At 66.0% G+C, this 14,584-nt stretch carries 10 protein-coding genes; 4 read left to right on the forward strand and 6 right to left on the reverse strand.

Annotated elements, in window-relative coordinates; translation table 11 throughout:
- The first annotated feature begins 34 nt into the window (after window positions 1-34).
- Both H9639_RS11520 and H9639_RS11525 read left to right on the forward strand, forming a co-directional pair.
- Window positions 35-3,016, forward strand: a complete 2,982-nt coding sequence (locus H9639_RS11520) for a glycoside hydrolase family 3 C-terminal domain-containing protein (RefSeq protein WP_191808225.1) — start codon at window positions 35-37, stop codon at window positions 3,014-3,016.
- Between the two features lie 121 nt (window positions 3,017-3,137).
- Entirely contained in the window at window positions 3,138-4,376 is a 1,239-nt protein-coding gene (locus H9639_RS11525) for a ScyD/ScyE family protein (protein WP_191808226.1), read from the forward strand.
- A gap of 1,289 nt (window positions 4,377-5,665) precedes the next feature.
- Here H9639_RS11525 and rbfA read toward each other — a convergent pair.
- The 5 genes from rbfA to H9639_RS11550 all read right to left on the reverse strand — a co-directional run bounded on the left by rbfA (window position 5,666) and on the right by H9639_RS11550 (window position 11,358).
- A complete protein-coding gene (gene rbfA / locus H9639_RS11530) occupies window positions 5,666-6,142 on the reverse strand; it encodes a 30S ribosome-binding factor RbfA (protein ID WP_191808227.1) in 477 nt (158 codons plus the stop codon).
- Window positions 6,143-6,274: 132 nt separating this feature from the next.
- A complete protein-coding gene (gene infB / locus H9639_RS11535) occupies window positions 6,275-9,166 on the reverse strand; it encodes a translation initiation factor IF-2 (RefSeq protein WP_191808228.1) in 2,892 nt (963 codons plus the stop codon).
- A gap of 146 nt (window positions 9,167-9,312) precedes the next feature.
- Complete coding sequence (locus H9639_RS11540) at window positions 9,313-9,738, reverse strand: YlxR family protein (protein ID WP_318242066.1); 426 nt, start codon at window positions 9,736-9,738, stop codon at window positions 9,313-9,315.
- 21 nt (window positions 9,739-9,759) lie between these two features.
- Entirely contained in the window at window positions 9,760-10,731 is a 972-nt protein-coding gene (gene nusA, locus H9639_RS11545; protein ID WP_191808230.1) for a transcription termination factor NusA, read from the reverse strand.
- Window positions 10,732-11,358: a ribosome maturation factor RimP gene (locus H9639_RS11550; RefSeq protein WP_191808231.1), complete on the reverse strand. Its 627-nt coding sequence runs from the start codon at window positions 11,356-11,358 to the stop codon at window positions 10,732-10,734.
- A 105-nt stretch (window positions 11,359-11,463) separates the two neighbouring features.
- Here H9639_RS11550 and H9639_RS11555 point away from each other — a divergent pair, with 105 nt between their 5' ends.
- Together H9639_RS11555 and H9639_RS11560 are read left to right on the forward strand one after the other, a co-directional pair.
- Window positions 11,464-12,540: a DUF4439 domain-containing protein gene (locus tag H9639_RS11555; RefSeq protein WP_191808232.1), complete on the forward strand. Its 1,077-nt coding sequence runs from the start codon at window positions 11,464-11,466 to the stop codon at window positions 12,538-12,540.
- Between the two features lie 224 nt (window positions 12,541-12,764).
- Entirely contained in the window at window positions 12,765-13,757 is a 993-nt protein-coding gene (locus tag H9639_RS11560; protein WP_191808233.1) for an aminoglycoside phosphotransferase family protein, read from the forward strand.
- Between the two features lie 27 nt (window positions 13,758-13,784).
- Here H9639_RS11560 and H9639_RS11565 read toward each other — a convergent pair whose 3' ends face one another.
- A complete protein-coding gene (locus H9639_RS11565) occupies window positions 13,785-14,576 on the reverse strand; it encodes a sulfite exporter TauE/SafE family protein (protein WP_191808234.1) in 792 nt (263 codons plus the stop codon).
- Between the last annotated feature and the right edge of the window lie 8 nt (window positions 14,577-14,584).

A 14,584-nucleotide genomic window follows, 5' to 3' on the forward strand; every position in this document is an offset into this window, starting at 1 on the left:
CATTGCGCCAGTTCCAATGCCAAGGAGACGCTTCGTGAAACGACCAGCACCCCCGCCAGCAGGCCTGACGGCCCTCTTCCACAAAAACGGCAGGCGGACGGATTCCGCCGAAAATTCACGGCCCAAGACACCAGGAACATCACCGCGACGGCGGCCACGCGCCCGGATCGTCGCAGCCGTGGTCTGCGCCTTGGCTTTGGTGGCCCCCACCACCGCCAGCGCCCACCGCAACAATCAGCCACAGCCGCAGGTTTCCTACTGGGATACCGACCAGTCAGCCACAGCGCGGGCCACTGCGCTTCTGGAGCAAATGACGCTCGATGAGAAAGTGGACATGCTCCACGGCGAGCTCAACAATGACTACGGCTTCTACAATGCGCCGATCGAACGGCTGGGCATACCCGCCCTGACCATGACGGACGGCCGCAACGGCGTGCGGCTGGGCTCACCTCAATTCAACGGCGGACGCTCAACCCTGCTGCCCTCGGCGATCAGCGCGGCAGCCTCCTGGGACGCAGATGTGGCGGACCTCCACGCTGGGATCACCGCCGACGAGGCCTTCCGGACCGGAATGAACACCGTCCTCTCCCCCTCGATCAACATTGCCCGCGTTCCGCAGAACGGCCGCAACTTCGAGTCCTTTGGCGAAGACCCGCTGCTGATGTCCGCGATGGGAAATGCCTGGAACGGTACGGTCCAGGAGTACGGCGGGCTGCTGGGCAACATCCAGGACTGGGCGGTGTACACCCAGGAATACAACCGGCTGCAGGACATCAACATGGTGGTTGATGAACGGACCCTGCAGGAAATCTACAACCGGCCCTTTGCCGAGGTGGTCAACGGAACCCACCCGGGATCCGTTATGTGCGGCTTCAACAAGGTCAACGGCGAGTATTCCTGCGGTAACGACTACCTGATCAACCAGGTGCTGAAGGAGCAGTACGGTTTCCAGGGATTCGTGGTGAGCGACTACAACGCCGCGCATGAGACCCAGGACATCAATGCGGGCCTGGACCAGGACCAGCCGGGCAACTACACGCCGGGCCAAGTGGGTAACTGCCTGTTCTGCCAGCCGCTGATTGATGCGGTCAATGCCGGAACGGTGTCGATCGAGCGGATTGATGACGCCGTGCTGCGCATCCTGCGCCCCATGATCGGGCTGGGACTCTTCGACCGGAACCTTGATCAGCTGCCCATTGATGAAGCACTGCACAACACGCAGTCCGCCGAAGCGGCAGCCCAGGGCATGGTGCTGCTGAAAAATGACGATGTCCTTCCGCTGTCCGAGGATCTCGGTTCGATAGCGGTGATCGGGACGGATGCCGACGAAGTGGTTCAGGGCGGCGGAAGCTCCCACATCGCCAACCCCACGTCTGCAACCTCGCCGCTGGCGGGCATCCAGGAGAGGCTGGCCGGCACCGGCACGGAAGTCACCTATGTGCCGGGCACCGACCCTGTGACCTCCGCCGCCCTGCTGCCCGGCGCCGCGCCCATTCCATCCTCCTTTATGACCCCCGCCGGAGGCGGTGGAGGCACCGGACTCTCGGCTCAGTATTACCTGAACCAGGATTTCTCCGGCGATCCGTACCTGGACCGGGTTGAACCGTATGTCGGCCTGAATACCGGTTTCTACGCCTTCTCCGGCCTGAACGCCAACTCCCCCCATTTCCCGGACATCCCCCAGGATCTGAACGCCAACATCTCAGCACGGTGGAGCGCCACCCTCACCGCGCCGGTAACGGGAACCTATGAGCTTCAGGTCGTCACCAACGGCAAGACGACTCTGACGGTCGACGGCACCGAGGTAGTCAACGTTGCCGACTTCTTCACACCGACGGCGGCCCAGCAGAACCAGATCGTCTCCGTTCCGCTGGACTTCACCGCGGGTTCGACCCACTCGGTGGAGCTGACCTACGTCTACGACACCAGCTCTGCATGGAACCAGGTTGAGTCGCAGCTCAAGCTCGGCTGGGTGCCGCCGGAAGGCGTCGTCCTGCCGCAGGCTGCCAGCGCAGCCGAACAGGCCGCGGGTTCCGATGCCGCCGTCGTACTGGTTCGGGACTACTCCACCGAAGGCGGGGACCTCAGCACCCTTGAGCTGCCGAACTGGCAGGCGGACCTTATCCGCACCGTCGGCGCTGCCAATCCGAACACCGTGGTGGTTATGACGGTGGGCGGTGTGGTTGAGGTGGTTGATTGGCAGGACGCCGTTGGGGGCGTCATCCACGGCTGGTACCCCGGCCAGAACCAGGGAACGGCGATCGCCAATGTGCTGTTCGGCGATGTTAACCCTTCCGGAAAACTGCCGGTAACACTGCCGGTCAGCGCGGAACAGACCCCGGTCAGCACCCCGGCACAGTACCCGGGCGTGGATGGGCTCAATGCCGAATACGCCGAAGGGATCTTTGTCGGTTACCGCGGCTACCAGCAGTTCGGCATCGAACCGGCCTACCCCTTCGGTTACGGACTCTCCTACACCAGCTTCGACTACTCGGACCTGCGCATCACCTGCAAGGTTTACAACACCGGCGGGAAGAGCGGCACGTTCGACGCCTTGGAGGGTGAAGCGGAAACTCCGGGGGCCGACGCTGATCCCGGCGACAGCAGCACCGGAACCCCGCTGCACGGAGGCAACCGGGGCTGGGACAAGGGCAACGGCCACCACCACGGCTGGGACAAAGGCAAGTCCTGCAGGAACAAGCCCCTGCAGGCCTCGGTGCGGATCACCAACACCGGCGACACCGCCGGCAGCGAAGTGGTCCAGGCCTACGCCACTGCTAACCCGAATGCCCCCGTCCAGATGGCACCGAAGTCCCTCGCCGGCTGGAACAAGGTGGATCTCGAGCCAGGCGAGAGCACCCGGGTCCGGATCCCGCTGGATATTGAGGCTTTCTCCTACTGGGACGTCGACACCGACCGCTGGGTCACCCCAGCCGGAACAGTTCAGGTCCAGGTTGGCCCCAACTCGGCGGATACTCCGCTGACCGCTGACCTGCGGATCCGCTCACACCGCTGATCCGCAGCAAAACCGAAGGCGGGGGATGCGGACTGTTCCCCCACGGTCCCCGCTCCCCCGCCTTCGGCACCAACTTTCGTCGTCATCCCCTCCTATCCGACCCACCTTCCAGGAGAACATCATGAAAAAACGCGCATCATCCCTGCTGCCGCTGGCAGCAGCCGGAGCCCTGATAGCAGGGCTTGCGGGTGCGCCGCCGGCGGCAGCGCACAACCGGCACCACCCACACCAGCCCAAACCGCTGCCGGTGGCAGGTGAAGTAACCACGCTGGCAACCGGTCTGGTTACCCCGCTGCGGATTGCCCTTGGCAGCTACCGGTCCGTCGACGTCGCTCAGACGTTTGCCGGCACTGTGAACCGCATCGGCAACGATGGCGCCCTGACCACGTTGGATCCCGGGATTCCCGGTTACATTTCCGACGCCGTGTCCAGAGTTGGCGGCACCACGTACTACTCCCTGACAACCGGTGAGGGTCTGGGGGTTCCGGAGAACAACGTCGCGCTGCTGCGGTCAGTGGACCGGCGCGGCAGCATCCGCACCATCACGGATCTGGCTGTCTATGAAAGGAGCGCAAATCCGGACCAGGTCAACACCTACGGATTCCGGGACCTGGACGCGGCGTGCCTCAGCCAGCTCCCGCCGGAGATTCCTGCCAGCTACACCGGCATGATGGACTCGCATCCCTACGACACCATGCGGGTCAGGGGCAGCATCCTGGTTGCCGATGCCGGCGCGAACGCCATCCTTCGGGTGTCGGAGCGCACCGGGGAGACCTCCACGGTTGCCGTGCTGCCGCCGGTGCCGACTGCCATTACCCCCGAATCCGCCCAGGAACTCATGCTGCCCGCCTGCACCGTGGGTCACGACTACTACTCTGAGCCGGTTCCCACGGATATGGCCATGGGACGCGACGGCCAGCTGTACGTCACCTCGCTCCCCGGCGGCGCTCCGGGCGGGGTCGGGTCGGTCTTCCGGATCAACCCCCGCAGCGGATCCGTGGAACAGGTGGCTACCGGACTCGTCACGCCCACCGGCATTGCGGTCAGCAGCCGCGGAGACATCTTCGTCGCCGAGCTGTTCGCGAACCGGATCTCGGTGATTCCGCGCGGAACGTCAACCCCGCAGCCGTGGTACGAGGTCACCGGGCCGGCAGACGTGGAGCTCCGCGGCTCCGGGCTTTATGCCAGCGTTGACGCGCTCCCGCCGGGCGGTATACCCGAACCCGGTGCCCCGGTTGATCCGAACGCTCCGCCGCCGGTCTTCGACGGTAAGGTCATCCGGATCCAGCTCAACGCAGGCGGGGATCCACACGGACTCGCCCAGCCGGACGGTGAACCTGCCGAACCAAACAACGACTGACCGGTGCCCTTCCGGGCCACCCCAGACTCCCGTACCTGCGGTTTGGATTCCGGAGCGTTGCTGAATCCCGCCCCGTTGGCAGCTGGGCGGCTTGCAGTACCGGCACCATAAGTCACGCCCTGCGCCCGGTTGGAGTTTCCAGCCGGGCGTTTGGTGTGGTCACCGGTATGCCGCCCGCGGGTGCGTTTCAGTGATTCGGTCCCTTGGGCGGAGGGTCTCTGACTGCTGGGACGTGGGGCGGTTTGCCTTGGCGCCGGGGCTACGCCCTGCTGGTGTTCCTGGTGGGACACTGTGCCGCCCGGCTACCCTTCGCTTTGGGACATCCCTGCCAGTTTGGGACACCGCGCCGCCCGGCTCCCCTCCGTTTGGGGACATTCCTGCCAGTCTGGGACACATCGCCGCCCGGATACCCTCCGGTCTGGGACATCCCCTCCAGTCTGGGACATCGGGGAGCCCGGTTTCCCTCCGCTTTGGGGCTTTCCTGCCAGTTAGGGACACCGCACGGCCCGGCTTCCCTCCGATTTGGGACATCCCTGCCAGTTAGGGCCCCAGCGAGCCCGGCTATCCTCCGGTCTGGGACTTTCCTGCCAGTTAGGGACTTTCCTGCGCGGCGCCACGGCAGGAATGTCTCCCGGCGGTCGATTTGTCCCAAAACGGAGCCAAACCCACAAACAAACAGCCCGGCACCAGGCGGCCGCTGGAATGGGACATCCACTGGGACATCCCTGCCACTTTGGGACACCGCGGAGCCCGGCTACCCTCCGGTCTGGGACATCCCTGCCAGTCTGGGACACATCGCCGCCCGGATACCCTCCGGTCTGGGACATCCCCTCCAGTCTGGGACATCGGGGAGCCCGGCTACCGTCCGCTCTGGGACATTCCTGCCAGTTAGGGACACCGCGCCGCCCGGCTATCCTCCGCTTTGGGACATCCCTGCCAGTTAGGGACTTTCCTGCGCGGCGCCACGGCAGGAATGTCCCCCGGCGGTCGATTTGTCCCAAAACGGAGCCAAACCCACAAACAAACAGCCCGGCACCAGGCGGCATCCAGGCACGGGACGGCATCCCGCCCCAGGGACGAACCACGGGGGCGGGACACTCCCCGAGAACCGGACCCTGGAACCTACCCCCGCCAGCCGCTTGTCTTCCGTGCCCATTGCACCACGGTGCTTAAACGCGAAAAGGCCGTTGCCCACCCAAAAGTCTGGGTGGGCAACGGCCGCGAACGCAGCGATTACGGCGCAGCGGGTTCACGCTGCCAGCAGGCTGTCGAGCCTGCCAGCGGCAGGATTAGCTGCGGGCGTCCGAATCTTCAGCCGGAGCGTCCTGCAGGTCCTCTTCGTCGTCTTCTTCGTCCCGGCGGTACGGGTCAGCGTCGCCGGCGTAGGCAGCACCCTGCTTCAGTGCCGCCAGTTCCTCGTCACGCTTCTTGGCTTCCCGGATAAGTTCTTCCAGGTGGCTGGCGTTGACCGGGATTTCGTCTGCAACGAACTCCAGGGTGGGAGTAAGCCGGACGGTGATGTTCTTCCCGACCTCGGAGCGCAGGATCCCGCGGGCGGAATCCAGGGCTGCCTTGGTGTCGGCCTGCTGCGCCTCATCACCGAAGACGGTGTAGTAAACGGTGGCATGCTGCAGGTCATTCGTGACGCGGGCGTCAGTGATAGTCACAAACCCCAGCCGCGGATCCTTGATCCGGCGTTCGAGTGCCTGGGCAACCACTACCTTGATACGGTCAGCGAGTTTCGCAGCGCGTGCTGGATCTGCCATTGCCTCTCCTTCAATAAAGTCTGGGGTGCCGCTACGACGGCGGCCGGGCTGGCCGGCGGCGCCGTCGTGCGTTGGGGGCTGCCTGGGCAGCCGGAGCGGGGCTGCCGGAAGTCCGGCAGCCCCAGCCGGGAATTAGACCCGCGGCTTCTCGCGCATCTCGAAGGTCTCGATGATGTCGCCTTCCTTGACGTCGTTGAACGAGCCCAGGCCGATACCACATTCGAAGTCCGTGCGGACCTCGGTGGCGTCGTCCTTGAACCGCTTGAGCGAGTCGACGGTGAGGTTGTCACCGATGATCTTGCCGTCGCGGGTGACCCGTGCCTTGGCGTTTCGGCGGATAACACCGGAGCGCACGATCGAGCCGGCAATGTTGCCGAACTTGGAGGAGCGGAAGACTTCGCGGACCTCGGCGGTGCCGAGCTGCACTTCCTCGTACTCCGGCTTGAGCATGCCCTTGAGGGCCAGCTCAATGTCATCAATTGCTGCGTAGATGACGGAGTAGAAGCGCATGTCCACGCCTTCGCGCTCGGCCAGGTCGGCCACACGCTCGGCAGGCTTGACGTTGAAGCCGATGATGATCGCGTTGTCCACGGTCGCTAGGTTGACGTCGTTCTGCGTGATGGCACCAACGCCGCGGTGGATAACGCGCAGCTGCACGCCGTCCCCGACGTCGATCTTGAGCAGGGAGTCTTCCAGGGCTTCCACGGCACCGGACACGTCACCCTTGAGGATGAGGTTGAGGGTGTCAACCTTGCCATCGGCCACAGCCTGGTCGAAGTCCTCCAGGCTGATGCGCTTGCGGCGCTTGGCCAGGGCGGCGTTGCGGTCCGCAGCTTCACGCTTCTCAGCGATCTGGCGGGCGGTGCGCTCGTCGTCGGTCACGAAGAAGGTGTCGCCTGCACGCGGAACGTTGGACAGGCCCAGTACCTGGACCGGACGCGACGGTCCGGCTTCGGTCAGGTTGTCGCCGTTCTCGTCGAACATGGCGCGGACGCGGCCGTGGGCCGTTCCAGCCACGATCGTGTCGCCGACCTTCAGCGTTCCGGACTGGACCAGGACGGTCGCGACGGCGCCGCGGCCCTTGTCCAGGTTGGCTTCGATCGCGATGCCGCGAGCGTCCTTGTCCGGGTTGGCACGCATGTCCAGGGCAGCATCCGCGGTGAGCAGGACTGCCTCGAGCAGGGCGTCGATGTTCAGGTGCTGGCGGGCCGAGACCTCAACGAACATGGTGTCGCCACCGTATTCTTCGGGAACCAGGCCATATTCGGTCAGCTGGCCGCGGACCTTGTCCGGGTTGGCGCTTTCCTTATCGATCTTGTTCACGGCGACCACGATCGGCACGTTGGCTGCCTGTGCGTGGTTGAGCGCTTCAACGGTCTGCGGCATAACGCCGTCGTCCGCTGCGACAACCAGGACCGCGATGTCGGTGACCTTGGCACCACGGGCACGCATGGCGGTGAACGCCTCGTGGCCCGGGGTATCGATGAACGTGATGGCACGGTCGGTGCCTTCATGCTCGAATTCGATCTGGTAGGCACCGATGTGCTGGGTAATGCCGCCGGCTTCGCCTTCAACAACCTTGGTGTTGCGGATGGCGTCGAGCAGGCGGGTCTTACCGTGGTCAACGTGACCCATAACGGTGACTACCGGAGGACGTGCTTCCAGCTCGTCGTCGCCTTCGGCTTCCAGCTCGGCCTCGAAGTCGATGTCGAAGCTGGAAAGCAGCTCGCGCTCTTCGTCTTCCGGCGAGACGACCTGGATCTTGTAGCCCAGTTCCTCACCGAGAACGCCGAACGTTTCTTCATCGAGCGACTGCGTGGCAGTTGCCATTTCGCCGAGGTGGAACAGCACGGTGACCAGTGCTGCCGGGTTTGCCTCAATCTTGTCAGCGAAGTCCGTGATGGACGCGCCGCGCCGCAGTCGGACAACGGTGTTGCCGTCGCCGCGGGGCACCGAAACGCCGCCCAGCGACGGAGCTGACATCTGCTCCAGTTCCTGCCGCTTTGCCCGCTTCGACTTGCGCTGCTTGCCGCGTCCTGCGCCGCCCTTGCCGAAGGCACCGGCTGTGCCGCCGCGTCCGCGGCCGCCCTTGCCGAAGCCGCCGCCAACGGGAGCGCCGCCGCCGGTGCCGGGGGCACCGCCGGGACCGCGGCGGGGTCCGCCTGCGCCCGGACGTGCCGGAGCTGCGGGCCGCTCAGTGCGGTTGGGCATCATGCCCGGCGTGGGCCGGGGTCCGGAGGTACCGCCGGGGCGGGGTGCGCCGGGACGGGGAGCTCCGGGTCGCGGTGCGCCGGGACGCGGGGCGCCTGGACGGGGACCGCCTGCACCGGGTGCCGGACGCGGGCCTGCGGCACCGGGTGTGCCGGTCCGCTCGGTCTCGTCACGGCGCTGGCCCGGGCGGGGCATGCCCTGCGAGGTTGCGAAGGGGTTGTTGCCGGGACGGGGACCGCCCTGGCCACGATCGCCTTCGCCGCGTCCGCGGGGACGCGGCATGCCCTGTGAGGTTGCGAAGGGGTTGTTGCCGGGGCGCGGGCCGGAGGCTCCGGGCCGCGGCGCACCCGGACGGGGTGCAGAGGATTCCGCCGCAGGAGCAGCGGGCTTCTCGGCGGGTGCCGGAGCTGCCGGCTTGGAAGCTGCCGGGGCAGCTTCAGCAGGCTTCGGGGCTGCAGGCGCGGCCGGAGCGGGTGCTGCCGGTGCGGGTGCAGCGGGAGCCGGTGCTGCCGGAGCAGCGGGAGCCGGAGCTGCGGGCTTGGTGGCTGCCGGAGCAGCTTCCGCAGCGGGCTTTGCCGGTGCCGCCGGAGCGGGTGCTGCCGGACGCGGTGCGGACTTCTCTGCGCCGGAGTTACCGGCTGCAGGCTTGCCTGCAGCGTCGGGGAATGCCCCGCGAAGTTTCTTGACTACGGGTGCTTCGATTGTCGAGGATGCCGACCGGACGAATTCGCCCAGTTCCTGCAGTTTTGCAACCGCATCCTTCGAAGTGATGCCGAGCTCTTTGGCGAGCTCGTGTACGCGGACCTTGGCCACATTTCTCCTGTCTCAGTCCGCACCGAGCCAGGCACGAACCGTCTATTTACTGCGGGCTTCCGCTGCAGGTGCAGGGTTGCCCTTCACAGAGCACAACAAAGTACTCATCGTCGGGTACTCATCGCTGGGTACTCATCGGGTTTCCATCAGATTTCAGACCCGCTTTCAGGTTGGACGGTTTCGAGGTGGTCCCGGGCGGGACCCGCCTCTTGAGCTTCGAACCACCGATCCACCGCCGAGGAATCGACCTGCGCCCGGAAGGCACGGCCGAAAGCCCGGCGTTTCACAGCGGTTGCGAGGCATGCTGCCTCGGGGTGCAACCAGGCACCCCGGCCAGACATGCGGCGGTTTTCATCGACGAGGACCGCTTGGGAGCCGTCCCTCGAATCCAGCGCGAGCCGCATCAGAGCAGCCTGGTCATCCTTCTTCCTGCAGCCAATGCACGTCCGTTGCGGAACGTGCCTGGTTCCTGCCGCAGGCCGCACCGATTCCACGGGCTCCTGCGGTTGCTGGAAGGCGGACGGTGACCCGGCCATGAACATTCTACCGCTTTTCTTTTCTCTTGCCCTCATCCGGCCTTCCGGAAGGGGAACCTAGGCCGACTTCGCGTCGGAAACGATGTCAATCCGCCACCCGGTCAGCTTCGCGGCCAGACGGGCGTTCTGCCCTTCCTTGCCGATCGCCAGGGAAAGCTGGTAATCCGGCACCACCACGCGGGCGGAGCGGGCGTCCTCATCGGTGATGGTGACGGAGTTGACGCGCGACGGCGAGAGGGCGTTGGCGATGAACGTCGCCGGGTCCTCGCTGAAGTCCACGATGTCGATCTTCTCATCATGCAGCTCAGTCATCACCGCGCGGACACGGGAACCCATTTCACCGATGCAGGCACCCTTGGCATTGATGCCGGGGGTATTTGCCTTTACCGCAATTTTAGTCCGGTGGCCTGCCTCGCGGGCAAGTGCCACAATCTCCACCGAACCGTCGGCGATCTCAGGGACCTCCAGTTCGAAAAGCTTGCGCACCAGTCCCGGGTGGGAGCGGGAGAGCGTGATGGACGGGCCCTTGAAGCCGCGTCGGACGTCGACGACGAAGGCACGCACACGGGAACCGTGGAGGTACTTCTCCCCCGGAACCTGCTCGGTCGGCGGCAGCAGTGCTTCGACGGACCCCAGGTTCACCTGGATCATGTGCGGGTTGTTGCCCTGCTGGATCTGCCCGGAGACGAGTTCGCCCTCACGGCCCTTGAACTCACCGATGATGTTGTCATCCTCGACGTCGCGCAGACGCTGCAGGATAATCTGCCGGGCGGTGCTGGCAGCAATGCGGCCGAAGCCGGCGGGGGTGTCGTCGAACTCGCCGACGGCCTCGCCGTCGTCGTCGAGCTCTGTTGCCCAGATCGTAACGTGGCCGCTCTTGCGGTCCAGTTCGGCGCGGGCCTTATCCTGCGAGCCGGTGGTTTTGTGGTAGGCAACCAGCAGCGCCTGTTCGATCGTGGGGATCAGCTTGTCCAGCGGGATTTCCCGCTCCGCCTCAAGCAGCCGCAGCGCACTCATATCAATATCCATTTAGGCCTCCTCGGCTGTGCTTTCAAATCCGTTGGCGTCCTCGCCTGCCGGGTCGTCCTCAAGATGGGCGAATTCAACTTCCACGCGGCCCTTGGCGATACCGTCAAAGGGCAGGTGGATTTTCTCGCCTTGTTTGGGCTTCATGCCTTTTTTGACGGGCAGTTCGGGAACCAGGGTGATTCCCTCTGCGTCCGCGTCAATCAGGCGCCCGGTGACCGCATCACCGCTCACCGGTGTTACCAACACCATCCGGCCGATGTTCCTGCGCCAGTGGCGGGGCTCGGTCAGCGGCCGCGACACGCCGGGGGACGAGACCTCCAGGCTGTAGGGACGTCCGTCGTCGTGCGGGTCCTGATCCATCGCGTCCGAGAGGACACGGGAAATGTCCGCTATCCGGTCAAGGCTGACGCCGCCGGTTTCGGTTTCGGGAAGGTCCACGGTGACGTGGACGGTGCGGTGAACGCCCGCCGTCCGGATTTCAAGGTCCTCCAGAAAGAGGCCTTCCCCGGCGACAGTGGGGGCAAGATAGTCTTTCAGCCGCTGCGTCTGTGCCGCGGTCTCGGCTCGCTGCGCGTTCTTGCGGTAGTCCGACGAAGTGTCTTTTTTGGGGCTGGGCCGAACCGCCATTATTGCCTCCCACTAGATGATGTTGTACCTCCTAGCCTACCGACTTTCCGGGGTGCCCGGGTCACGGCCCGAACCGGAGCGGCGTTCGTGACATCATCGAGTGTTGTGAACACGCGCCCCTCCCCTCCGAAGCCTCCTGCCGCGCGCCCGTCCCGGGCTGCTGCTGCAGCCGGCGTTCTGCGGCGTACCCTGGCGCTGGGGGTCCTGGCGTGCGTCATCGCCAGCTTTGGGCTTACGGTGGGCACCCGCACGGAGGCTGACCCGCCGCGGACATTCTCGGAAAAAGCACTGAATGAGGCGTTCGCCACTGTTCGGATCCTGGTTGCGGATGCTGATGCCCTGGCAGCTTCCGGAACCGGTGCTGCCGCCGGTGAACTGCAGCTCCAATCCGAGGTGCTGAAAGAGCAGGCATTGCTCTTGACCAGCCCCGGAGGTGCAGCCGCATTCGAGGCCGCCCTGCAGGCTCCCGGCAGCCGGGAAGACTCCTATCCGGCAGCGGTGGAGAGTGCGGCGCGTGCCAATCTTGAAGCCGCCGGCCGCGCCGACTACGGCACTGCACGTCTGCTGGCCTCGGTGGGGACCGCTCAGCTGCTGCTGGCCGAGCGGGCCGGGAAAGCTCTGGGAGTTCCGGTGGAGACTGCCGGAGAGACAGGCTGGACACCGGTTCTGGACGAGGACGCCACGGCCCGCTGCAGCGAGGACAGTGATGCTGCCGCCGGCCCGGATGCCGGCAGCGGTTCCGGTGCCGCCGAATCCCTTCAGTCAGCACTGGATGGGGAGTATGGGGCCGTCTACGCGTATGAAGTGGCGCAGGCCCAATCCAGCGGCTGGGAAACGGTGCTGGGGCTGGGACTCGCCGAGCGCCGGAACGCGCATCTGGAGGCGGGCCGTGACGGGGTCGCGCTCCTGCCGGCCGTGTGCCTCCCGCCGGTCAGCCCTGTCCCGGCGTATTCCCTGTCGACAGGCTTCTTCGCGGATCCCGCGGCGGCATTGACTGAAATGGAAGCCGCGTTCCCGGGCGTGTACGCCGATCTGGTGGGATCCAGCGACGGCGCCGTGCGCTCCTGGGCGATCAGCCGGCTCGTGGAGTCATCCCGCCTGCTCTACACCGGAGCAGCTTCTGTCCCTGCCTCACCCGGTCTTGATGCCGAACCCGCCGCCTTGCCGTGGGCCGACAACTAACGCGGGTATCTGAAGACGGCCGGGTATCGCAGGACAACTGGTGCTGGCAGGTCAGCCGGTGCGCAGGTACCCGTCCGCCGCACTGGCTGGACCGCTTCTGCCCCCTTTAGGCTGGTCAGGTGATCCAAGCGGGCCCACCCGCTCGACCAGCCGTCCGGGTGGCCGATCCGCATCCCGTCCCTCTCCCGCCTTCACGGGCAGGGAACCCGTCCAGGAGGAACCACATGACTCCCGCCGTCGTCGTACCCGAGGCGCTGCGCCAGCGCTATCTGCGGACGAGGGACGGCCGGGCCTGGCTGGAGGGCCTGCCGGCTCTGGTGCAGGAGAGTCTTCAGCAGTTCCGGATGCGCCCGGATCCGGCGGCTGGGGCCGCGGCCTGGCACGGGTACGGCGCCCTGGTGCTGCCGGTCCTCGCAGCCGGCGGAAGCACGCCGGCGGTGCTGAAGTTCCCGTATCCGCACCCTGAGGCGGTGACGGAGCCGGCGGCACTGCAGCTGTGGGACGGCAGCGGGGCTGTGCGCCTGCTCGGGCGGAACGCCACCGGGTCTGCCCTGCTGCTGGAGCGGCTGGACCCGGGCAGCACGCTGCTGGACGTTCCACTGCGCGACGCCGTCGAGGTGTGGGGCGGGCTGGTCCGCCGGCTGGCCGTGAAGGAAACCGATGATCCGCTGTGGGCGGCCATCCCGTCCGTCGCTGAGCGGGCCGAACAGTTCTCCGACGAGCTGCCGGCCGATTGGGAGGCATTGGGCCAGCCCTTCGAGCGCTGGCTGCTGGAGGCCGCGTTGGAAGTCTGCCAGACGCGCGGAGCAGTAGGGCGCCGGTCCAGCCGGGATGTCCTGGTCCACGCGGACCTGCACTACGGCAATATTCTCCGCCGGTTGGACGGTTCCGGAGAATACGCCGCCATCGATCCGCAGGCAGTGTACGGAGAAGCTGAGTACGCCGTCGCCCCCATGCTCTGGAACCGGCTGGACGATCTGGCGACGACGGCGCCGCACCAGTCGCTGGAAGCCCGTTTGTCGGCGCTTTGCACTGCCGCGGGCCTTGATCTGCAGGCAGCGCGTGAATGGAGCATCCTGCGTGAAGTGGAGAATGCCCTGGACTATCTTCGGGACGGGCTGCGCGGAGATGCCCAGCGTTCGGTGTGGGTTGCTGCGGCGCTGGCCGGGCGCAGCCACCCCGGACTTCCGCCGGTGCGGGATCTGCCGGCCGCGTAGGCAGGTTTCAACGCCCGGGTGCCGGCGTTAGAAATTCTCCATCCAGACATCGGTTCCCAGTTTGATGATCAGCGCACCGACCACCACCAGGAACACGATCCGGATGAACTTGCTGCCCTGTTTGACAGCCATCCGCGCCCCGATATAACCGCCGGCCATGTTGGCGATGCCCAGGATCAGGCCTACACCCCACAGCAGGGAGCCATGCGGCAGGAAGAACGCCAGGGCGCCGATGTTGGTGGCCATGTTGACGATCTTGGCCTTGGCGCTGGCGGCCAGGAAGTTGTAGCCAAGCAGGGTCACCATCGCGATGATCAGGAAGGAACCGGTGCCAGGACCGATCAGCCCGTCGTAAAAACCAATGGCGGCGCCGATCGCCCCGGCGGTCCAGTAGTGCCGGGTGCCGGTGTAACGCAGCCTGGTCAGTTCACCCACGGTGGGTTTGGTGGCGGTAAAGACCGCGACGACGATCAGGGCCACCACAATGATCGGCTTAAAGACAGACGCCGGCAGCGACGCCGCGAGGACCGCTCCGCCAAAGCTGGCGGCCAGCGCAACCCCGGCCATCGGCAGGGCCGTTTTCAGGTCCGGATGGGCGCGGCGGTAGTAGGTGACGGCGCTGGTGGTGGTTCCGAAGATCGAGCCCATCTTGTTGGTGGCCAGGGCTTCGACAGGCGCAATTCCGGGCACGAGGAGAAGCGCCGGCAACTGAAGCAGGCCGCCGCCGCCAACAACGGCGTCGACCCAGCCGGCCGCCAGCCCTGCCACCACAATCAAGGCGATGGTGGCGAACGTTATCTCCTCGAGCCCGGAAACCACCTAGCGGC

The organism is Arthrobacter gallicola, from assembly GCF_014836775.1.
Classification (GTDB): domain Bacteria; phylum Actinomycetota; class Actinomycetes; order Actinomycetales; family Micrococcaceae; genus Arthrobacter_B; species Arthrobacter_B gallicola.